The organism is Haloarchaeobius amylolyticus, assembly GCF_042678045.1.
GTDB lineage: Archaea > Halobacteriota > Halobacteria > Halobacteriales > Natrialbaceae > Natrinema > Natrinema amylolyticus_A.
In genome coordinates this window covers 114,331-135,776 of sequence record NZ_JBHUDI010000003.1, presented here as the reverse complement: position 1 = coordinate 135,776, position 21,446 = coordinate 114,331, and the positions used below count along the sequence as shown (strand labels likewise).

The 21,446-nt window shown below is 56.0% G+C and carries 22 protein-coding genes; 9 read left to right on the top strand and 13 right to left on the bottom strand.

Annotated features, from left to right (window positions below):
- The first annotated feature begins 63 nt into the window (after positions 1-63).
- Together ACFR99_RS04530 and ACFR99_RS04525 are read left to right on the top strand one after the other, a co-directional pair.
- Complete coding sequence (locus ACFR99_RS04530) at positions 64-1,206, top strand: hypothetical protein (protein ID WP_390284779.1); 1,143 nt, start codon at positions 64-66, stop codon at positions 1,204-1,206.
- Between the two features lie 348 nt (positions 1,207-1,554).
- Positions 1,555-4,101, top strand: coding sequence for an SWIM zinc finger family protein (locus ACFR99_RS04525; protein WP_390284777.1), 2,547 nt, complete (start codon positions 1,555-1,557; stop codon positions 4,099-4,101).
- Positions 4,102-4,145: 44 nt separating this feature from the next.
- On the opposite strand, the gene ACFR99_RS04520 is transcribed toward ACFR99_RS04525, so the two are convergent.
- Together ACFR99_RS04520 and ACFR99_RS04515 are read right to left on the bottom strand one after the other, a co-directional pair.
- Positions 4,146-4,556 (bottom strand): PIN domain-containing protein, encoded by a 411-nt coding sequence (locus ACFR99_RS04520; RefSeq protein WP_390284775.1) that lies wholly within the window; start codon positions 4,554-4,556, stop codon positions 4,146-4,148.
- Entirely contained in the window at positions 4,553-4,771 is a 219-nt protein-coding gene (locus ACFR99_RS04515) for a DUF7557 family protein (RefSeq protein WP_390284773.1), read from the bottom strand. The genes ACFR99_RS04520 and ACFR99_RS04515 overlap by 4 nt, the downstream gene beginning before the upstream one ends.
- 448 nt (positions 4,772-5,219) lie before the next feature.
- Between ACFR99_RS04515 and ACFR99_RS04510 the strand changes: the two genes are divergently transcribed.
- Entirely contained in the window at positions 5,220-5,522 is a 303-nt protein-coding gene (locus ACFR99_RS04510; RefSeq protein ID WP_138781161.1) for a ribbon-helix-helix domain-containing protein, read from the top strand.
- Positions 5,523-5,678: 156 nt separating this feature from the next.
- Here ACFR99_RS04510 and ACFR99_RS04505 read toward each other — a convergent pair whose 3' ends face one another.
- Entirely contained in the window at positions 5,679-6,236 is a 558-nt protein-coding gene (locus tag ACFR99_RS04505) for an IS1096 element passenger TnpR family protein (RefSeq protein ID WP_390284771.1), read from the bottom strand.
- A 155-nt stretch (positions 6,237-6,391) separates the two neighbouring features.
- On the opposite strand from ACFR99_RS04505, the gene ACFR99_RS04500 reads away from it, so the two are divergent.
- Positions 6,392-7,723, top strand: coding sequence for an RNA-guided endonuclease TnpB family protein (locus ACFR99_RS04500; protein ID WP_390284769.1), 1,332 nt, complete (start codon positions 6,392-6,394; stop codon positions 7,721-7,723).
- Between the two features lie 499 nt (positions 7,724-8,222).
- Here ACFR99_RS04500 and ACFR99_RS04495 read toward each other — a convergent pair whose 3' ends face one another.
- From ACFR99_RS04495 to ACFR99_RS04485, 3 genes are all read right to left on the bottom strand, one after another.
- On the bottom strand, positions 8,223-9,140 hold the full coding sequence (locus tag ACFR99_RS04495) for a DUF8008 family protein (RefSeq protein ID WP_390284767.1): 918 nt from the start codon (positions 9,138-9,140) through the stop codon (positions 8,223-8,225).
- Complete coding sequence (locus tag ACFR99_RS04490; protein ID WP_390284765.1) at positions 9,133-9,375, bottom strand: hypothetical protein; 243 nt, start codon at positions 9,373-9,375, stop codon at positions 9,133-9,135. Before ACFR99_RS04490 ends, ACFR99_RS04495 begins: the two co-directional genes overlap by 8 nt.
- A 106-nt stretch (positions 9,376-9,481) precedes the next feature.
- Complete coding sequence (locus tag ACFR99_RS04485) at positions 9,482-9,850, bottom strand: hypothetical protein (protein WP_390284763.1); 369 nt, start codon at positions 9,848-9,850, stop codon at positions 9,482-9,484.
- A gap of 175 nt (positions 9,851-10,025) precedes the next feature.
- Between ACFR99_RS04485 and ACFR99_RS04480 the strand changes: the two genes are divergently transcribed.
- On the top strand, positions 10,026-10,268 hold the full coding sequence (locus ACFR99_RS04480; protein ID WP_390284761.1) for a hypothetical protein: 243 nt from the start codon (positions 10,026-10,028) through the stop codon (positions 10,266-10,268).
- Between the two features lie 409 nt (positions 10,269-10,677).
- Here ACFR99_RS04480 and ACFR99_RS04475 read toward each other — a convergent pair whose 3' ends face one another.
- Positions 10,678-11,400, bottom strand: coding sequence for an HNH endonuclease (locus tag ACFR99_RS04475; protein WP_390284759.1), 723 nt, complete (start codon positions 11,398-11,400; stop codon positions 10,678-10,680).
- Positions 11,397-11,801 (bottom strand): DUF8112 family protein, encoded by a 405-nt coding sequence (locus tag ACFR99_RS20330; protein WP_465260888.1) that lies wholly within the window; start codon positions 11,799-11,801, stop codon positions 11,397-11,399. Before ACFR99_RS20330 ends, ACFR99_RS04475 begins: the two co-directional genes overlap by 4 nt.
- Positions 11,802-12,139: 338 nt before the next feature.
- On the opposite strand from ACFR99_RS20330, the gene ACFR99_RS04470 reads away from it, so the two are divergent.
- A complete protein-coding gene (locus ACFR99_RS04470) occupies positions 12,140-12,382 on the top strand; it encodes an aldo-keto reductase family protein (protein ID WP_390285387.1) in 243 nt (80 codons plus the stop codon).
- A gap of 336 nt (positions 12,383-12,718) precedes the next feature.
- Positions 12,719-15,151: an MFS transporter gene (locus tag ACFR99_RS04465; protein ID WP_390284757.1), complete on the top strand. Its 2,433-nt coding sequence runs from the start codon at positions 12,719-12,721 to the stop codon at positions 15,149-15,151.
- Positions 15,152-15,204: 53 nt separating this feature from the next.
- Here ACFR99_RS04465 and ACFR99_RS04460 read toward each other — a convergent pair whose 3' ends face one another.
- A complete protein-coding gene (locus ACFR99_RS04460) occupies positions 15,205-16,191 on the bottom strand; it encodes a GDP-mannose 4,6-dehydratase (protein ID WP_390284755.1) in 987 nt (328 codons plus the stop codon).
- 56 nt (positions 16,192-16,247) lie between these two features.
- On the bottom strand, positions 16,248-17,171 hold the full coding sequence (gene rfbB / locus ACFR99_RS04455; RefSeq protein WP_390284753.1) for a dTDP-glucose 4,6-dehydratase: 924 nt from the start codon (positions 17,169-17,171) through the stop codon (positions 16,248-16,250).
- A 53-nt stretch (positions 17,172-17,224) separates the two neighbouring features.
- On the opposite strand from rfbB, the gene rfbD reads away from it, so the two are divergent.
- Complete coding sequence (gene rfbD / locus ACFR99_RS04450; RefSeq protein ID WP_390284751.1) at positions 17,225-18,103, top strand: dTDP-4-dehydrorhamnose reductase; 879 nt, start codon at positions 17,225-17,227, stop codon at positions 18,101-18,103.
- Here rfbD and ACFR99_RS04445 read toward each other — a convergent pair.
- From ACFR99_RS04445 to ACFR99_RS04435, 3 genes are read right to left on the bottom strand one after another with little or no spacing between them, the layout of a single operon-like run.
- A complete protein-coding gene (locus tag ACFR99_RS04445) occupies positions 18,100-18,279 on the bottom strand; it encodes a hypothetical protein (RefSeq protein WP_390284749.1) in 180 nt (59 codons plus the stop codon). The two genes, rfbD and ACFR99_RS04445, sit on opposite strands and share 4 nt — an antisense overlap.
- Positions 18,276-19,349 (bottom strand): glucose-1-phosphate thymidylyltransferase, encoded by a 1,074-nt coding sequence (locus ACFR99_RS04440; RefSeq protein WP_390284747.1) that lies wholly within the window; start codon positions 19,347-19,349, stop codon positions 18,276-18,278. Before ACFR99_RS04440 ends, ACFR99_RS04445 begins: the two co-directional genes overlap by 4 nt.
- The gene (locus ACFR99_RS04435; RefSeq protein WP_390284745.1) at positions 19,346-19,810 is read right to left on the bottom strand and encodes a dTDP-4-dehydrorhamnose 3,5-epimerase family protein; all 465 of its coding nucleotides are present in this window, start codon (positions 19,808-19,810) and stop codon (positions 19,346-19,348) included. The genes ACFR99_RS04440 and ACFR99_RS04435 overlap by 4 nt, the downstream gene beginning before the upstream one ends.
- A 194-nt stretch (positions 19,811-20,004) precedes the next feature.
- Here ACFR99_RS04435 and ACFR99_RS04430 point away from each other — a divergent pair, with 194 nt between their 5' ends.
- Positions 20,005-21,423, top strand: a complete 1,419-nt coding sequence (locus tag ACFR99_RS04430; RefSeq protein ID WP_390284743.1) for a flippase — start codon at positions 20,005-20,007, stop codon at positions 21,421-21,423.
- Positions 21,424-21,446 lie beyond the last annotated feature (23 nt).

Sequence of the window (21,446 nt, the reverse complement as noted above, 5' to 3'; positions counted from 1 at the left end):
TATCTCACGGCCAGTGACGGGCAGTGCATACTGAAGGTCACGGGGCTGTTGGCTCGAGCTGCTATGGACGGAACTGACCCCGACCGATCACATCTCGGCCGCCGATCGTATCTCTTCGGCGCCCTGGGTGTGGGCTCACTCGTTGCGGGCCGCAGATATGGCGGCAAGGACGAGACGATCACAGGCCAGACTGGGCACAACGCTGAGACGCCGGCGGCTCTGGCTGAGAGTGAGGGCACCACAACCGCAGATCAGGATCGTGGCGAGGACGATACAACGGCGGATCAGACGGAATCAACAGGTGCTGAGTCGCTGCGGATCACTTCGACGAACGGGCCCGTTGTGGGCGGCGACCTGCTCGAGGTGGCCGCCGAAATCGAGAACACAGGTGAGACAGAAATCCGCCCAGCAATCGACTACGTTGTCGATGGCGAGCAGCGAGTGACGATCACGACGACGGTCGCGCCCGGAGAGACGAAACCGCTCGACCCAGGGAGTTATCGAACGTATCCTGGTGCACAACCCGATACCGTGACGGTTCGGTTCGAGACCGCGACCGCTGTGGCCGAACGCACGGTCAACGTGCGCGCCGTCGATGAACTGGCCGCCGCGCAGACAACGCCCGCCCGCGAGATCACTGTGCAGCCGGATACAGATGTCTTATTTGACATCGAATCCGACGCACTCGGTGCATACGGCGGCAGAACACACTGGTTTGTCGATGAAACGTACGAGGGACACTCACTGGGGCCGTGGCACACCGCCTATTACAGCCATCAGGGGGCCGAGTACTGGCGTCACACCTTCGAATCGCCGGGAACCTACGAGGTGGCGGCCGCCGTCGACGGCGACGAGACGAACCACCGAGCGACCTGGACGGTCCACGTGTCTCCGACCGGGACTCCAGCGCCGGCTATCGACGGGAAACGGCCGGCCGCCGACTCGCTTTCCGTCAGTCGTGATGCGGCTCGCGACCTCGAACTGGCCGTAACGCATCCCAACGGGCGCCTCGATCGCGTTATCTGGTGGCTCGGGCATGCGGACCGCATCCCTGGCGTGAGCGACGTCAGCGGGGCCGCCGACACCGCAGCGCTGTCTCTCGACAGCGGCTGTCACGGCTGTCCGATCATTGCTTGGGTGATCGGCACGGACGGGACGATCACTGAAGAACAGATGTGGCTGATCGACGAGCGCACGTCAGCGTGAGCCAGCGTCGCGACCGACACCAGTGAGGAAGCGTGGCCGCCGCGACCTGGCGGTTCGTACCCCGTCGCCTCGCCCCTACACGGTGGCTCGCGTTTTTGCGGAGTGTCTTGATGACGTCGGAGATCAGGGTGTCCCAGAGTCGGGCGCCGACGATGTTCGCAATACGGACCGGTCGGACGGTGAGCCCGGAGAAGGGGGCATCAGACGACCATCGACACCGCTGTAGGTCCAAGAGCGGTTTTCTTCCGGTGGTCCCTGAAATCTTATATATGGCCGTATTTCTTTCCCATATACCAAAGCCACCAAGACGCGATCGTTTGTACTCTCGCGTACGCACTCAAGGTGACAATGAAACTCCGGTACTACGCCGAAGCGGACGTCGGGGTCGATCACCGTCGGACACTCGAGTTACTTGAGTCGATCCACGAGGAACACGCGATCCCAGTCGAAGTTGTACAGGTCGATCCACAGCGAGCGCCGCCGCCAGAGTTCGTCGGTGAGACAGAGACCCGGTCACTCGAGGACGCCTGGGACGATTTCACGTATAATCAAACACTCCAAAAAGGGCTCGGCGGTGCCCCCTCCAAACGGTATCGCGACCGGGAGGACATCGTGGGAAATGTCGGTATCGTCGTCGACGACGAACTCGTGTGGGCAACGGAGTTCTGGGGGACCCACCACGGCTGGGGGAACGTCGACCCGACAGAAACCGCCATCGGCTTTCTCGAGGAGGTCGAGGCAAGGGGGACGCCCGCAGTTGCCGATCGTGTGCCACTCGAAGACTGGTCATGGTCTCCCGGCTCGTCCGGTTCAGGTTCTCGTTCCGATTCAGGCTCGTGCTCTGAATCTCGAGACCGAAACAGGACCAGCGCTGACGTGTCCGTCACCGAGGTTCACGAGCCGACCCGCGACGCGATTCGAAATCTCTGTACCGCACAGTCGTTCCAGCGCGGCGTCTCCTACTTCGAAGAAGGGCGTATACGGGACCTCACGATTGAGGGATCTGAGGTGACTGCAAAGGTACGGGGGAGCCGGGAATATCGAACGACGGTGGACCTCTCTGCCGAGAACTTTGATGGCTGGTGTTCTTGTCCGTACGACTATGCCGGCGACTGCAAACACATCGTCGCCGTGTTGCTGGCGGTGCGAGACCGATACGACGAGATGGTTGAGCAGTTCCAAGATCAGGGGGATGCGACCTCAGACGAACCATCGAGTACGTCGGATTCCGTGTCCCTCGAGCCGTCGAGAGTGGGCGACGATCTCGAGTCAGCACTCGAGACTGCGGATGTCGAGACGCTCCGGAACTTTCTGCGTTCGGTCCTCGCTGACAACGAGTCTCTTCGAGAGCGGTTTCTCGCGACAGTCGGCCAGTCGGTCGAAAAGAGCGTTGCCGACTACAGGCGCGATATCGACCGCCGATTCGAGAACGCCACCGACCGCCGCGGGATCGTCGAATACGATACCCATCTCGAGTTCACCGACTACGACGACCTCGCAGCGACCTATCGGGAAAACAGCGAGTACGAGCGTGCCCTCGAGATCTACCGGGCTTTGGCAGAGGCGATACGCGAGAATCTGGAACGAATCGATGACAGTAGTGGCCACTACGGTCGCCAACTCGAGTCTGCCATCGATGCTTACGCTGCGTGTCTTTGCGAGGCAGAGTTTGATCCCGAGACGAGGCGTGAGCACCTCGAGTACCTCTACAAGCAATACCGGTCCGCCGAATTCCGCTTTGTCCGTGACTACTACAGTAGTGCCCTCCGTGAGGTGTGTACCACAGCTGACGACCTCGAGTACCTGCTCTCGCTCGTCCAATCTGATCTTCCAGTGCTGGATGGTATCGCCAGTGACGAGACAGGAGCGGGCGCTACAGCCGAGTCCGGACCAGAGAGTGGGACACCACAAGCAGACATCGACGATGCCGTCGAGACCGACGAGTGGCTTCCAGACCCAACCCAGTGGCGACTCGAGGTCGAGTTGTTCACCGGTGGCGAACTGGATGTCGAACATCTAGCTGTCGGCCCGCTCGAGGTGACGGATTTTGTCGGTGAGACGCTCACGACGATTCTCGAGGACATGGAGCCACGACCGGGCGAGAACGCGGGGACGGCCGGGTCTCGAGGCGATGACGATCGTCCTGCACAACAGTCGAATTTTTCTGTGGATGAGCAACAGCTCCTGTCGACCTATTTGTGGATCCTCTCAGAACTCGAGGAACGCGAGCAGGTAGCTGCTGTCCTCGAGGATGTCTATACCGAACGGAGCGAGTTCTACCGCCAATACGTCGACGTGCTACAAGCCGATGGGCAGGACGAGCGAGCGCGGGAGGTCGTTGAGGACGGACTGGAGGAGTTTCCACACGCTGTCGACGTCCATCAGTTGGCAGCCGAGTTCTTCCAGGGACGAGACGACGAGCGCTACCAGGAGGTGTTGCGGACTCTGTTCGTCCGCTTCGAGGACTGGGATGCCTACGATGATCTGCGGTCGGCCAGTTCTGCCGAGGAGTGGGACTCGATCTCCCATGGGTTGCGAACCCAACTTGGCCGGATCGACCCCGACCGACTGATCGAGCTGTACGTCCGGGAGGGTGACCTCGAGAACGCCTTCGAGAAGGTTCTGGAGAGTGACGACCTCGAGACGCTTCGGCGGTATCGAGAGCCCGTCGCCGAGGTCGATCCAGAAGCGTACTTTGAGACGTATCGAGACCTGCTAGAACCGTATCTGGCGGCCGATACCGGACGCGACCACTACAAGACCGTTATTGAATATTTGCGAGACATGGAGGAACTCGGGTTGGATGCGGAGCTGGCAGCGTTCGTTGAGCATCTTCGTGAGAAACACTCGAACCGGCCGGCGTTTCTCGACGAACTTGACATGGCAGGATTCTGATTCGCTCCGTTGCTGTTGTCTGGAATCCGTCTCTATTGATGCTATTAGTATGGATCGTACTTAGCGACGGGGATGACTTCCTGAACGTCATCCGTCCAGAACTGCTTCTCCGCCGTCGCGAACCGTCCCACATGTTCTTGAGCAGAGGCAGCGATCAGTGCATCGAGTTGATCGACTGGTGCTCCTCGATCCTGGAGTTCTTCTTGTAAGCCGTGTGCCTCCATCGCAGTCTCTTCTGTCGTCTCGAGGATCTCCATTGAGACGTTCACAGCCCGGGTGATTTCGCCCGGAGAAGCATCGATATACCCGTAGAGGCTACCCATGAGAGACTCAAAGAGGACGATAGAGGAGACTCCCCACCGATCCTGCTCGTACTCCTCGAGGAACTCCCTTGCGTCATCTTCACCGTTCAGGTAGTCGCTCAACAGATTGTTATCGAGAACGAGCAGCGTCACTGCTCCGTCTCCTCGATGTGATCGTCCATCCGACTACGCATCTGCTCCCGGATCTCATCCATTCCCTCGTCATCTGTGCTCGATGCGATCCCAAATCCAGCCCACTTATCGTCCGATGTGAGACGGATTATTACGTCGTTATAGCTCTCATCATCTCTTTTGAAGAGGTCTAAGCGCGATTTAGCCTTCTCCGAAAGTCGAATTGAGGTGCTCATGTATGCACTTATGCATGCATATCGAATAAGTGTTTCTCCAGTGTGGGAATATAACGCGCACAGTTCACTTTGCGGTGGTAGTGGCGCTCGCGACGGGGCTCCTCGGCGCGGGAATGGGGGCGTGGTGTTGACTCCGGACGAGATCCTACTTGTTGTTCCTGGCGCGGCTCTCTTCGGCGCAGTGACCGGCGCAGTGGCGATCCTTGATCATATCGCAGCGGACGCCCTATGCCGATGGGAATCAAGCCACTCGGCGACGACGGGCCGCATATCTCCAACGACGTGTGTCAGGCCGACAGTACGCTCGAGAACTACGGCCTGCTCGCGCTGGGTATCTCCGTCGCGGTGGGATTCCTTCTACCTCGCTCGAGGCGTGAACGCTGTCGCCGCCCAGGCGATCACATGAGTCGACTGAGGACTTGTCTGTCTCACACGTGTCTCACAAGATATGAGCACAGAAACCGATGGGTCCCACAACGGCGACCGCATGGAAAAGATCGACGTCCGGGTGCCCGCCGACCTTCTCGAGCAGATCAACAAGGAATACGGCCGCCGCGGGTATGCGTCCCGATCCGAAGCGATCCGCGACGCCCTCCGCGACTGGCTGAACCCGAGTGTCGAGCTGTCCGACGACGTCCTCGAGGATCTCGCGACGAGTCGCGAGCAGCGCGACCGTGACGAGACCCGCTCGCTCGAGAGTGTGATGCACAAATACGGCGTCGACGGTGACGACAGTGATCCTGACAAGTAGTAGGGATCATGACCGACGTCGAGATTACGCCGCAAGCCGACGAGCACCTGGAAGGATTGGACACCGAACCACGCGAGCGGGTTCTCAAGAAGCTCGCCGAAGCCCAAGAGTGACCGACCACCGCCTCGAGCGCCTCCAAGGGTGGGCTACTCACCATCACTCATCGTATTCGGGATACTGTGGCGGTGCATCGCCCTGCTCGTCGACGACGACTGGCTCGCCGTCAAGCGACCCCTCACGGATTTCCTGCAGTTCGATGTGATGTTCCCAGCCGTCGCCGAAGTCGAACTCGTAGAATAGCGACTGCGATTGCTCGAGATCAAGGTCGTCGATGGTGGTTTTAGCGGCGTTGCCTTCGTCCGGTGGATTCTTTCGGAGGTTTCTGAATCGGTCTTTGGCCTCCTCGGGAACGTCGTCAGGGACAGCCTGTTCGATGAACTGATCGATGTCCTCGTCGTTCATCGAGGGCCAGCTCTGGTCGCCGCTGTACATCTGGGGATGGACATAGCTCCGAGTGGCGATGCCGTGTTCGTCGCGGGTACGAAACGCGTAGGCATGCGTGTCCCAGCGTTCGAACGCCTCGAAGATTCCCTCGTGAAATTCCGCCAAGGTATGTGCCCCATCGACTTCGATATCCCGCCAGACCTCGGATTCTGGCTCGAACTCCAGCGGCGGGTTCGGCAACAGCCACACACAGAATCGGTAGGTCGTCATGGCTGTTGCTTCTTTGTCTAGCCTTGTAGGTGTTCTTCGGAGGGGGACGGCAATCAGTCTATAGGCGGTCAAGGCATAGTACCACGGGTCACCTGACCCGTGGTGAATGCCGACAAATCACTATCTTTACAACGATTTACGGCAAGTGATTGATAATGCAAGACTCAGAACCAACCCATACGCTCTTATTTGGGTTAACCCTCCACGAAGGGCGGTCTGAGAACTTGCACGAAGGCTGTCTCGAAGCCCGGCGAGTCCGCAACGAAGTCAACCGCCTCGACGACGAGGGATGGGACTGGAACGACATCCACGACACTGTGGTTGATAACGCCACCCTCGTCAAGAACACGACTCAACTCCTCGTGCAAAAAGCATTCAAGGAGATTGAGACGTACCACGCCAACAAAGACGACGGTTGGAGCCGCCCCTTCCCATACATCCATGAACCGTATCCGATGCGAATGAACCACAATGAAGGATACGCCCTCACAGTAGATGATTCAGGAGACGTTCGGTTCCGGGTCAGTTGCAAGCCGTACAACTACGTCAAAGGCGTGCTTCGCGGCAATCCCGACCACCTCGAACGAGTCAAGAACGCTCTGACCTCTGAAGCGTGGCGAGTTGGAGTTGCCGAACTCGTTTACAAACACGACGAGTGGCAACTCCACATGACCGTCACACACAAACAACACACCGTTGGTGTTCCTGAAGAGGCCGATACGGTGGTTGGAGTGGACATCAACGAGGACTGTGTTGCGCTCGCCGCTATGAATCGGACGACAGGTGACGTACTCGACTCCGTGGTCATCGAGTACCCCGACATCAAACGCGTTCGCCACGAGTACTTCACGAAACGCAAGCGGATGCAGAAAGTTGGGCAAACCGCCTTCGAGACTGTTGTTCGAACAGAAGAACGTGACTTCGTTCACGACCAACTCCACAAAGTATCGCGCGACGTAACGCGATGGGTTTCGCAATTCAACGACCCTGTTATTGTCTTTGAAGACCTCAAAGACATGCGCGAATCCATCAACTACGGCACGCGCATGAACCGTCGCTTACACAGCCTCCCGTTCGCTGCCCTTCGGGACATGGTGACGTACAAAGCCACGTGGAATGGGGTTCCTTCAGACGACGTGAAGCCAGAGTACACTTCCCAACGATGTCCACGAACGGATTGTTTGCACAAAGGACGAGCCAACCGCCACAGGAAGCGGTTCAAGTGCAAGAAGTGCGGATTCCAAGACCACGCTGACCGGAAAGCGGCAGTTTGTGTGGCCCAAGAGTGGTTCACCAAGCAGAATGAGAATGTGCCGTCTCTCGAAACCCTTCCCCGCGTGAAGAAGGTGAGACGGACGGCATCGGGCCTGTGTGAAGAAGCCGACTCTCACGGACCAATATTTGGTTCGGGTGTTCACCGACACGGAACGTCGGCGCAAGGTGAGAGCCAAGTGCGAGAGGAATTAAAGACTGTTGCCCCGACGTGAGGGTAGACACAGACGCCACGGGTCACCCGACCCGTGGTACTTCACTTCAAGATGTGGCCGCTTCACTGGTCATTCCGGCGAATTACTTGGTCGGAGATTGAGCGATACGAACCCAGGCAGTACAGGCCACTTCGCGAGTTCGGCGGATGGGGAATTCGCTGGGCGCCCGGGAAGCTCGCATACAATGTTAGTGGCAACCGAGGCGTCTGGATCGAACGAGCAAACGGGCGCGCAGTTCTGATCGGATCGCAACGCCCCGAGGACTTCGTCAGGGCAATCGAGGAAGTCTCCGAAAGCTGAGGGGTGTGTGGTCAAGGCATCTGTGGACAGCCGTCGTCTTCGGACACTCCTTCCGAGACCGTATTCGGAAGTGACCGCCGAGGACCGCTCGAGAGATCCACCCATCGCTAACCAACCACCAAACTAACCGCCTGCGTGATGTGTGGGTGTTGTGTGCTGAGAGAGTTAGGCTCTCTCGAGAGTGTGTTTTGCTCGGTGTCTATGGATGACCGTGGACACCAGCTGTCTCCGGGGACTGGTCTGGTTCGCTTGAGTTCGATATCTCGCCTGGGATCTCTGCATCGGCGGGGAGTACGAGCCGGCGTTCGGTGTACTCGAGACCGTTCTTTCGCTCGGTCCGTTTGCGAACTGCGACACGATGCTTCGAGAGGTCGAGGACGGCGTCGATCGTCCGGGAGACGAGCTTCTTTGCATACGTCTCGCTTGTTCCTGGCTCTTGTCTGCGGATCCAGTGTTTCAGGTCGCTCGCTTTGACGTACTCTTTGGTTCCCTTGCAACCGGACTCCCAGGGGTTGTCACCGATGCTCGAGTCGGTCCGTGCTTTCCACAGCTTTGCAGCCAACCGCGTTGGTAACGCATTCGCCGTCGAACGAAGCATTTCTTCGTCCATTCGGGCGAGTTGCTGGATTGGCAGCAGGTCACCGTGGGCAAGTGCGACGTTCCCACCGCGGTCGAGTGGATCGTCCGACTCAGGAAGTCGATAGTAGGTGTGGCCGTCGGCTTTGGTAATTCGCTCGAGGTGATCGCCGTCGACAGCGATCTCGTGATGATCGACGGTCTCAGTGTGGAGGTGAGCACCCTTCTCGAGTTCGCGGGCCTGGAGTTCTTCGATCCGCTGTTTGTTCACGCCCGAGCGCTTGCGTGCGGCATCTGTAAGTGCGTCGAGCCGAGTGGTCTCCTGTTCGCAGTCGTCGAGCTGGTCGTGAAGGCAGTCGTTCGTCTCCTGGAGAGTTGCTTTCTCAGTTTCGAGGCCCTCGAGTTTATCGTGGGTCTGTTCAAGATCGTCCTCGAGCGTGTCGACGCGCTCCGTGAGTTGTCTGTTTTGTTCTTGGAGGTGCTCGATCGCTTGGATGAGTGTATCGATGTCGACCTCACCGCATTCGGAGAGACTACGCATCGGTGTCGCCTCCGTTCAGATGGGGGTGAGCGTGGGATGGCGCGGTTTCGTTTCCGTCGGCACTGACGAACGAAAGTTCCTCGAGATACTCGATCCCGACCTCTCGCCACTGAGACTCGCAGAGTTCGAACTCGATGCGAGCCCACGCGTAATCGCCCTCGAGTTGGGGTTCGAAGACGAACTTTCGCATCGGACCATGGACGGGCGTCCACTGAAGCGTGAACCCGTCTCTCATCGGTCTACCTCCACCTGCTCGCAGATTTCGCAGTACGCGCGTTCGAGATCGCCGGGGGTGATTGGGTGCTCGAGTTCGAGTGTGATGGTGACTCGGCGTTCGTCGGTCATCGCCGATCACCCTCGTGCATCTCGGCGAAGATTTCCGTGACGTCGAGGTGAATTGGACGGTCTGTCCAGCCTCTGACCGAGTCGACATACGCGATCCATCTATCGCGGTCTTCGTCCTGCTCGAGCTCTTCGATATGATCTGCTTCGCCATGGACGCGAAACCAGTACACTCCCGCGTTGTCGGGGAGGAATCGCTCAGCGCGGGCTGGCGTCACGTAGACCGTGTTCGTGACCTCATCGACGTGATGGTGGTAGCCCTCGCCATCCTGCCCGAGGTAGCCGTAGTAGCTGCCCGATTGCTCGAGGACGATGTCGTCCTGCTGTCCATCCGAAATTGTTTCGTGCGTAGTAGTCGTAGTTGACATTGCCTTTAGCCTAAGGCACGGGTCCGGTGCTGGAACACCGGGCCACAGACATTCTGTAGCCAACCTGTGCCTCTACTCTACAGTGGTTCCGTTATTCGCTTATAGTTTACTATCGTCAATTACGAAACCCTGGACGATAGTAATGCTCTTGCCGCTGTGAAAACAACAATCATCTATGTCGATACGCAACCAGCAGTCAATGGGCCTCGACCGAAAGGAGATTGATGACAAGATCCTCGATGTCTTGACAGAAGGACGAAACGTACCGTCAAACATCGCCGATGAGTTAGATGTTACGCGGCAGTATGTTCAGCAGCGATTACAGTTACTCGAGGCTGCGGACTACGTCCAGAACATCGGTCGAGGTGTGTACGAACTCGTCGAAGATCCTCGAGAGGAAGAGACGCACGACGAGTAATGAGGATAAGTCTAGATAGTGTCGAGGTTAGTAAATACAGCGAATTCTAGTGATATTTGAGGGTTGCTTGCTTGACCTCCTCCTCACCGTGAACGACGTGGAATCCTACCATGAGATATCGGCCAGCCGCGGCCTTCGAGAGTTCAGCCCGCACTTCCAAGGGAACCGGCAGCATATCGGAGGAATCTCTTGGGTTCCTTCCTTCGGGAGGGCTGTGGCCCGGGCCGGTCAGCAGCGACAATCGGTAAGAGGTCCCGTAGCTGGCGACCCGGCCACGCTCGAACGGGGTTACGCGCCAGCCCGCGCTGGGACCGCCGGCGCTCGCCAGCGCGCCAGGGTCGGCTAGCGCCCAGTGACACCCATACAGGCATAGCGCAACGCGTTGAGGCAAGTGGCCCCGGCTCGAGCGCTACTGTTGTGAAGGGATTATCCGAAGCGCGTCCCGTATTCTTTCGAGTGTTAACTCAAATCGCTCAACGTCTCCCAATTCCAGTGCGTACTCAAGCTCGTCAAGGTCACAGGTAACTTGTCGTCGAAATTTCTCGAGTGCGGTTTCGAGCTGCTGCCGTCGTTCCTGTTCGAGGTGCCACTGCACTCTTGCGCGTTCAGCGGCTGATTTCGACGTTGCTGGGCAGGTTGCCCGATAGCGTGCGCTACCTCGGCTCGTTATGCAGTTCATCTGCTCGAGTTGCGGCACGATCGTCTGAATCTGTTCGTCTGACAAATCAAGATTGCGACACAGGAAGTGGAGTGAGTATTCCTGCTCTTTTAGCGTCCGAAGGATGGTGAGAGCATTGTCTCGACCGATTTCTTTGAACTGCTGTTCAACGGGTGCCCTCTCAAGATGACTGTGGCACGTCCCGCAGACGGTAACAAGATTGAGGTCGACGCGTGCATCCGCTTTGGGTAGATATTTTCCAGAAACGATGTGATGCGTCTCCATCACCAATGGGTGATACTCGTAGTTCCCGTTGTGATCGCCACAGCGTTGACAGACCTTGTTGTCTCGTTTCTTGATTTCCTTGGAGCGCTTTGTCCACTCGTATCCTCGCGTCGTCGGATCGTCGAACTCCACAGCACCGTTCTTGCGGGGTTGCTCAGCAGGCTCTAGCATCTCTGAAATTGCCCTCATAGTGCTGATCCCTCCACTGGCGGGCTAAGCGCTCGAGTTGCGAGTTCGGTTAAACAGAGTTGCTGGTTGCGTGGCGTGGGAAATGCGATCGTCCCAAGGCGACCACCAACAAGCACTTCCGTCGTGCCAAGCGTGGGTGAACTGATCTTGTCGGGTGCACAGTCATAGCAGTATACCCGTGGAACATCCCATTCTACGGAGTCGGCACACCGGCAGGGGTACGCGAACATAATATTTGTCTCATGTAGTACCATCCCACATCCGATACAAAGAGTGGTATTTGACCTGGATCCGACAGGGTGACCCTGCAGAACCTGTTTCGGCGTCGAGATAACGGATCGACCATTTTCATACGTTGAGCTTGTTTTGGCGAAAGAATGACGATGATTGTCAGCGGTCATTCTCACTACTCACCTCGCTAGACGACGGTTCAAAACACGCAACGCAGGATAGTCGATCACCAGTTAAACCGTCACACCAGTCGTGATCGCATTGTTTGTTGTCAGTACGTTTTAATAGGGCAGTAGTTGAATTCGTCATTGCTTCTCGTTCCTCAGAGAAGCACGGGCCGGTGTACCAGCACCGGGCCGCAGAGTTTCTGCAGCCATCGTGCTTCTCGTATAGGCCTACTTCTGCCATCTACTTAGTGTTTTGCTAAGCAAAATGCCCAGACATATTCTGTACCAATTTCTTAGCATAAGATGCAGTCTTATGTTCTGTGATGCACGAGACGCTAATAATGGTTAATCAGAACTACGAACCAAATGAACGAGAAGAAATTATTCTCGAACTATTTAAAGAAGGCAAAGAATCCGGTGAGCCGTGGGGACGCGCGAATCCCCAGTTCTTTCGTGAACGAACGGATCTCGAAAAGGGACAAGTTGAGTACGCTCTAAGAAATCTCACCACTGCAGGATGGATACAGCGATTAAATAAGGGAGGATTATACGAATTCGTTGAGGATCCACGTGATGAAAACTAAATTCGTCTAATCGGGTTCTTTTATGCCACTTCGGCCAAGTAGTCGTTGATCTCTTCGTTGATCGGTCGTCAGTCCGGACTCGAACCCCCATTCAGTGGGTCGTCTGAGGATATCAGCTCTTGTTGGAGGAACCTCGTATTGCCTCGAGAAAAAGACCCTCATGAGAAGTGATGTGTGAATTCGGAAGGCTGTGTTACAGTCCGTTGCGACAGAAAGACCTCGGTATCCAGTGGCAGTGAGTTGAGTAAGCGCAAGCATAGTCAGGAGATCAGATCGACTATCCTTGAGTACGCAGAACGAAAGGTCCATGTGCGATAACTGTTACACTCTTTCTGAATGACGGCCGACGACCTCGAGACGGTGCAGGAGTTTCTGGACGACCGATCCGACGGGGAGACTGTTCTTGAGGCCGTCCTTGCAGTCGACGCCGACCATGGAACTTGGACATTCGATGATGTTGATCTTGATTCGGGAACCTTCGGAGAACTTGTATCCCGCGGCATCGTCACGAAGGTTGATGGCGCATATCGGGTCGCGGACCCAGCAGTCGTTGAATCTGTATTGACGGGCAAAGAGCTCGATGAGCCCACGGACGATAATGATTTCGCGGCCGATTTCAATCGGTTCTGGAACGATGTCGATCTCCGCGCACTGGCAGGACTATTCGGAGCACTGCTGGTCGTCGCCGCAGCTAGAATGACGGCGTATCAGTCAGTCTTTCAGAACGGGTACGTCGTCTCGCCGGCGAACGACCCGTACTACTTCCGATACTGGATGGAGAACCTGCTCGAAAAGTCGTCAGGACCGACGGACTACGGGGTGCTGGTAGAGCCGTCAGCTGGTGTCGCTGCTCGGCGACCGCTCGCACATGCGACCAACTGGTTCGTCGCCGAGTTACTCGGCGGTGGCCAGGGTGCCGCAGACACGGTCGCAGCGCAGCTGCCTGTCGTCGCCTCCGTCGTCCTCGGCCTCGTAATTTACAAGCTCACCGTCCTGTTGACTCGAGATATCCGGGTCGGTGTTGCGTCCGTGCTCGTCTTCGCCGTGACGCCGATCCACGCAGTCTACACGGGCCTTGGATTCATCGATCACCAGCTTCACCAGTACTTCTGGCTTGGGATCACACTGTTGACGCTGGCATGGCTCGCTGTCGACCTTCAGCGGCGACTCGCGAGTAGTACAAGCCAGGATACAGCCGTTCAGGAGCACCTCCAGGAGCTAGTGACGTGGGCTGTCGCCGTTGCCTTCGGGCTCTCAGTCGCGGCTGGAACACATACCTGGGGCGGTTCTCCTCTGTTGCTGATCCCACTTGCGGGTTATGTCGGCTTGCGAGTCGCGCTAGACGTGCGAGCGCGGGTGTCGCCGGCGCGTGCGAACTTGCCGCTCCTTGTCGGGTTGGCTGTCGGAAGCATACTCTCGCTCATCCTTCACTACCGTTGGGGCTGGCATGCAACGTTCGTCGCAGCTACGCCGACACTGGTTCTGGGTGGAGCGACCGCCGTGACCGCTCTCGGCGAGGTGTGGTACCGTCTCAAGATCCGCTCTCGGGGATTGCTTGCACTCGAGGGAGGTGTCGCAGCCGGCGGTTTACTCGTATTTCGGGTTCTTCGACCTGCTGACTGGACCGAAGTGACTGCTCGTCTCGATGATCTGTTTCTCCGCAGCGGGGCGACCGAGACTCTCTCACTGTTTTCGACGGAATACGCCGTCTTTTTCGGACCGATGTATCAGCTTGGCATGGGATTTTACGTCGCGCTGATCGCGCTGGGCTGGGTCGTCTGGCTCGTCACCCGCCGATACAAACCGGGCTGGTTGCTCGTTGGCACCTACGCGACCTATCTGCTCATTCTGGCGGGAGTTCAAGTCCGGTTCGCTGGCCAGCTTGCGATTCCGCTCGCTGTACTCACCGGCCTCGGACTCGTCCAGCTGCTTGCAGTCGTCGATCTAGCACGAACGCCAGTTCCGTTTCAGGGGACAGCTTCATCGCTTAGGGATGACGCTCGAGATGGAGATACAGTCGCCACCGACGGTGGGCAGTCGCTCGAACCTTCGATTTCGATCCCGGACGGCCGAAAGATCGGTTACGTGGTCGGCATCGGTCTACTCATACTTGGGCTCAGTCTCATCTACGTACCCGGCCTGACAGCAGACGTGACTCATAGCGAGTCGCAGGTCGAGGCAGCGAGCGCTATCGACGATCACGCCGCAGCGGCGGACCGAACTTACCCCGAAAACTTCGTGCTGAGCGAGTGGGGTGACAACCGAATGTATAATTACCTTGTGAGCGGGGAGTCGAGAACCTACAGCTACGCCCAGAACAATTATATGGCCTTCCAGGCTTCCGATCCGGATAGCTGGTACGATCAGTTCGAGGGACGAGTCGGGTACGTCGTAACCGAAGTTGACGGCAAAGAACCGGCCGAAAAGACGCAGGTCCGATTACTCAAGGATCTAGATTCGGATGGAAATGACACTGATGGGCTTGCCCACTACCAAGCGATCTTGGTCGATGACGACGTTGCGGCGTTCGCAGTGGTCCCTGGTGCGACAATCCGTGCGTCTGGCGCGCCAGGTGAGACAGTAGTTGTCAGTACGAATGTCACCGTGGGAGATGAATCATTCATCTACGAACGTGGGATAACGATCGAAGAGACTGGACACGGCGAGGTGACAGTTCCGTACTCTGGGGAGTATTCGATCGACGACCGCCAGGTGGCAGTCAGCGAGGAGGACGTACTGAACGGGACCGTGGTCGAGCTCGAGCACTAAGACGTACAGTCTGATATTAGATTTTGAACATCGCGTTCTCGTTGGAACCTCCGTCAGGAATTCAGTACTAGAGGCTCGTACCAGTCCCGGTTCTTCTGGTACCAATCGATGAAGTTCGTGACACCCTCACGGATATCAACAGTTGGCTCGTAACCTAACAGTTCATTCGCCTTTGAGACATCGGCGTGGGTGTGCTCCGCGTCACCGGTCCTGGCCTCGTCGTACTCTATGTCGAGATCCCGAGCGAGTTCGTCGCGGACAACCGCCGCGAGCGTCTCGATGTCGATGTTGTCAGTGCTGCCAACGTTAAGAATCTCGCCGTCGGCGCTGTCGTCGCTTAAGAGTTGTTCGTTCACCCGGACGATATCGTCGATGTACGTGAAATCGCGGGTTTGCTCCCCGCTGCCGTAGATGACCGGCGGCTTCCCATTAATACAGCGAGAGACGAAGTTCGTGATCGCCATGTTCGGACGCATCCGCAGCCCGTAGACGGTGAAGTAGCGCAGCGAGACGGTCGGGAGGCCATAGATCTCGCTGTAGACGCGAGCGTACTGCTCGGCGGCGAGTTTCGAGACGCCGTAGGGACTGACCGGGTTCGTCGGATGGTCCTCATCGTAGGGAAGGTACTCCGGCTTGCCGTAGACCGAGGAGGAACTAGCGAGGACGACACGTTCGACATCGGAATTGCGCGCAGCATCGAGAATGTTCAGTGTGCCGTCAACGTTCACCTCATGTGGCTTACGTGGATTGTCAACACTGGTTCGGACACCGGCCTGTGCAGCTTGATGATAGACGATATCGGCGTTCGAAACGAGGCCTGTTACCGTCTCTCCGTCCGTTACACTGCCTTTAACGAGTTCGTAATTGCCATCGGTGCGGTCCGCCGTATTTCGTGCCGCTTGAATGTTCTTCTCTTTAATCCCGACATCGTAGTAGGGATCAAGGTTGTCAAAGACGGTAACCGAGTGTCCCTCACCCACAAACGTTTCAGCGAGGTGGCCGCCGATGAAACCCGCTCCGCCAGTAATGAGAATCTGCATACTCATCTGTTGCCAACGCGATAAAAAAGGATATCGACCTACGGAGGCGTGGTCCCCTATGCGAGATAGTACTCGGCTGTTTCCTGCAACCCGTCCTTGAACGACCATTTCGGTTCCCAGCCTAGCGAACGTACTTTCGACGTATCCAGCGAATACCGCTGGTCGTGGCCGGGACGATCCTCGACGAACTCGATTTGGCTCTCATCGCCGTTTGCAGCCGTGAGAATCTTCTCGGTTACTTCCAAGTTCGTCAACTCCTCACTGCTCCCGATATTGTATACCTCGCCGGCGTTGCCCTCATCGAGCACGGTCTCGACCGCGCGACAGTTATCTTCGACGTACAACCACTCTCGGACGTTCGACCCATCGCCGTAGACCGGTAGCGTTTCCCCTGCAGCTGCTCGCGTGAGAAACTTCGGAATGAGTTTTTCCCGGTGTTGCCGCGGTCCGTAGTTGTTCGAAGACCGTGTTACGACGACCGGCAATCCGTGAGTCGTATAATAACTGAGCGCCAGCAGATCCGCGCTTGCTTTCGTCGCCGAATAGGGGTTTCGCGGCGAAAGTGGATCGTCTTCGGAGAAGCTCCCCGTTTCGATCGTCCCGTAGACCTCGTCAGTCGAGATCTGAACGAATCGCTCGATATCGTGATCTAGTGCACCATCTAGCAATACCCGTGTTCCCTCGACGTTCGTTGCGACGAACGGTTCAGCGTCGTCGATTGACCGATCAACGTGAGATTCAGCTGCAAAATTGACTACGCTATCAACATCATCGAGTAGTTCACCTATCAACGCCTGATTGCAAATATCTCCTTCGACGAACTGATGGCGGTCATGATCAAGCACGCTGGAAAGATTATCCTTCGATCCCGCGTACGTGAGTGCGTCGACAGTTGTGACGGAGTGGTCGGTCTGATTGATCAGGTAATGGACGAAATTCGATCCGATGAAGCCTGCACCACCGGTTACGAGTACGTGCATGCTGGTGAGAATGTCTCGTCAATTATTTACAACTGTCCATCTCAGCACGCAGCATGCGAGTACTCATAACTGGCTCTGGCGGTCTTCTCGGCGGAAACGTCGTAAGTACCGCCATTGAACGCGGATGGGAAGTCGTAGGGACTTACCATTCAGCGGCACCAGAGTTTGATTGTCCACTCTATCAACTCGATGTTCGTTCGCGGAGTGACTGCAAGGCAGTGTTCGAGAACGTTCGCCCGGACGCGGTTATCAACTGTGCAGCCGTCACTGACGTCGACGGGTGTGAAACCAATCCAGAGCAAGCGAACGCCGTCAATGTTGAGGGCGCGAGAACGCTGGCACAATTAGCTCACGATTGGGATATTCAGTTCCTACATACATCGACGGACTACGTATTCGATGGTAACCGTGAGTCACCGTACCCAGAGGAGGCACCGACAAACCCGTTACAGACGTATGGAGAGTCGAAACTGGCGGGCGAAAAGGCAGTGCGGGACGTATACCGGTCCGCCGTGATCGCCCGTCTTTCGTTCGTCTATGGCCGTACGCAACCTGCGGGTGAACTGTCAGGGTTCCCAGCGTGGGTCCGCGAGACGGCCGCAACAGGAGAGTCAGTCCCGCTGTTTACCGACCAGTATATTACTCCGTCACAGGCAGAGACGACAGCACAAACGCTGCTCGAACTGCTCAATATCGGTGCCCAGGGGACATACAACGTAGCATGTCGATCCTATGTCACTCCCTACGAGTTTGGTGAGACACTCCTCGAGGAACTCGGCCGATCGGCCGATCTACTCGAGCCGAGTTCGCTCGAGGCAATCAACCGCGAGGCGTCACGCCCCGCGTACACCTGTCTGGATACCGCGAAAGTCGAGTCGCTGCTTGGTCGTCCTCAGCCGACGCTCACTGAGGACATCACCGCGCTATTTTAGAGTCGATACTGGTCGCGGTTTTCGAGAAAAAAGTCGCGGTCAAATTCAGGTAGGTCATCGAACCGAAGGACGGTTTCGCAGTCCCTCCCTGGACACTTCATGACGCGATTGTCCTCGAGTTCGTTGGCTGCGACGACGGTGCGACACTCCGGACACTCGTGAGTGATGATCTTCATAATTTGAGTTGTGAGTTCTCGCCAACGACCAGCCGACGCCCCTCGGGCAAGAGATCCTCTGCGCTCTCGATCGACGCGCCGCGGCCAATTAGGCTGTCGATGATCCGTCCGTTAGTTGTGATCGTTGCATCGCCGACGATGACGCTGTTTTCTAAGTGTGCGTTCTCAACGACGGTGTTCGGCCCAACTGACGAGTACGGTCCAACGTAGGTGTTCGCTTGAATCGTGGTGTTGGCTCCGATCGAGACGGGGCCACGAACGACAGCGCCGGCCTCGATGCTGGCTGACTCAGCGAGATCAACGCGTCCACTGACATCGGCGTCCTCGTCGACATTCCCGGCCAGCACAGCTAATTCGTCTTCAAGCACCAATCGATTGGCTTCCAGCACGTCTTGTGGCTTCCCAGTGTCTTTCCACCACCCCTCGACGATCTGGGAGTCGATTGCGGCACCGTCGTCGAGCATCATCTGGATGGCGTCCGTGATCTCGAGCTCGCCGCGCCACGACGGCTCGATGCGTTCGATCGCGTCGAACACGCGCGGAGAGAAGACGTAAATACCGATCAAAGCGCGATCCGACGGCGGATCGTCCGGTTTCTCGACAAGTTGCGTGACTGTGCCATCGTCATCGACGGCAGCGATGCCGAACTGCTGGGGGTTGTCGACGCGCTGGAGTGCGATGCCGGCGTCATACGCACCCTCACGGAAGCTGTCGACGACACCTTCGATACCCTGCTTGAGCATGTTGTCGCCCAGGTACACCACGAAATCGTCGTCGCCGACGAACGATTCGGCGCAGCCGACCGCGTGGGCTAAGCCGAGTGGACGGCCCTGCACGATGTACGTGATCTCGACGCCGAACTCGCTACCGTCACCGAGGAACTCCTGGATCTCGTCGCGGCCCTTGTTGCCGAGAATGATCCCAATCTCGGTGATCCCGGCCTCCTTGAGATCCTCGATCGCGTACTGGATGACCGGCTTGTTCGCAACGGGGACGAGCTGCTTCGGCCCAGTGTGGGTGATCGGCCGGAGTCGGGAACCGGTCCCGCCGGCGAGCAGAACGCCTTTCATCCATGCACCTCCGCATCCCAGTCGAGTGGAATCTCGTCTGTGTCATGGGGGAGGCGTTCCTCGTCAGGATCCTCGTAGTCGTAGAGGTTCGTCGGGAAGTTGATCAGCATCGCCTGTTCGTCGCCGACGATCTTGAACCCGTGCCAGCACGCGCCCGGGATCCGGACGACCTGCTGGTCGTGCTCGCCGATGACGAACGTGTTCAGCTCGCCCTGTGTTGGAGAGTCCTCACGGTCATCGTAGATGCCGACCCTGATGCGTCCCTTCGGACAGACGAAGTGGTCGATCTGCCCGCGGGTGTGACGGTGCCAGGCTCGGATTACCCCGGGGTAGCTCATGGAGTAGTAGGACATCGCCGGCTCCGGATCGAACTCCGGCCAGTCCTTGCGGAACATCTCGACGAGATGGCCGCGTTCGTCCGCGTTTACCTGTAGATCACGTACTTCGACGCCTTCGATCATCGGTACTGTTTTTGCTAAGCCTGTTTTTACCTCTGTTGATATCGATATCTGACATTTTATCGCGGTTAGGGGATAGTCAGTGTTTCCTAACTTACTAGAACATATAAAATTATAGGTGATTTCTAAATAGAGGACTAATTAAAAACAAAAGTGTATTATGTCCGGATTTCTAGCGACAAACCAACTACTCGAAAATGAACCTCTCCCGTTCAAGTGCCAAGCTATTTCTATCACAAATATTAAGTAAGTTTCTAGGGTTTGTTGGTCTTATTTTCTTTGCCCGAGAATTAGGCGCAAATCAGCTTGGGATCTTTTTCCTTTATCAGGCTCTGCTAGGAATATTAGCAATTCCAACTGATTTTGGTATCCGATTCAGTCTAGTGAAGCGTTTGAGCGAGAGCGGAACATCTTACGAATTCATTTCATCTGCAATTATACTTAAATCTATTCTCCTCTTCCCTATATGTGCCGCTATACTAATATTCCGGCAAGTTATTAACCAGTATTTGGGGGCTGAATTAGCGCTACTTTTAGTAGTTGGGCTCATATTGCAGGAATTTGCAAACCTGTCGATCTCCATACTTAAGGGGGAACTTCGCGTAGGTTTAACAGCGCTTCCAACGCTTTCTCAACACTTTATTTACGTAATCGTCGGTGCTATCCTTATCTTTATTTTCCAATTTGGTGTCTATTCTCTCGTATATGCTCAGTTGCTCGGTTTGTTCATAATGATGGTTCTGGCGTTGCACAGGAGTTCAGTGGAATTAAAACCCCCCTCATACGTACATTCTAAATCATTGATCAACTATTCAAAATATGCATTTATATCTTCTATCGGCGGGCTTTTATTCAATTGGTTTGATGTGATAGCTATCGGGTATTTCCTGACCCAAACTGATGTTGGTGCCTATGAAACGGCTTGGCGTGTGTCGGGCATCGTTATGTTGTTAAGTACAGCTATTGCAACTTCTATCTTTCCGCAAATTAGCAAATGGAATGAGGAGGGAGAGACTGCTCGTATCGAAGCTGTCTTTACAAAATCGATCATTCCCTCTTTAATGCTCATAATCCCCTCCTTCTTTGGGGTGTTGTTACTATCAAATGACATATTGACGTTTGTTTTTGGCCAGGAATACAATATTGCCTCGAAGGTATTAATTATATTAATGGTGAGTAAGATTTTCCAAGGAGTACATAAAATCGCTGGACAATCATTATTAGGTATCAACCAGCCTAATCTCGCCGCACGGTCTTCTGCGATCAGTCTTGTATTGAATCTCGTGCTGAACATCTTATTAGTTTGGAAAATAGGTATTGTTGGCGCAGCGATTGGGACAGTAGCTGCTACTCTGGTCAATAACATCTTACATGTTTATTATCTATCTAAATTCATAGCGATCGAAATGCCTTGGAAGAATATTAGGTGGTGTATTTTATCTTCTGTCATCATGTCTGTGGTCGTGTATGTATATAAAATATCGATTGGTGTCGAGTCCTTGATCTCCGTTTTCTCCGTAGTGATTGTTGGGGCAGTAGTTTACGGACTCATGTTACTGTCGTCTAAAGACCTACGCGAAAAGTCATTTAGTGTTCTCAGAGGTTCTATTTACTAATGATATAAAGGGATATCTTCCTC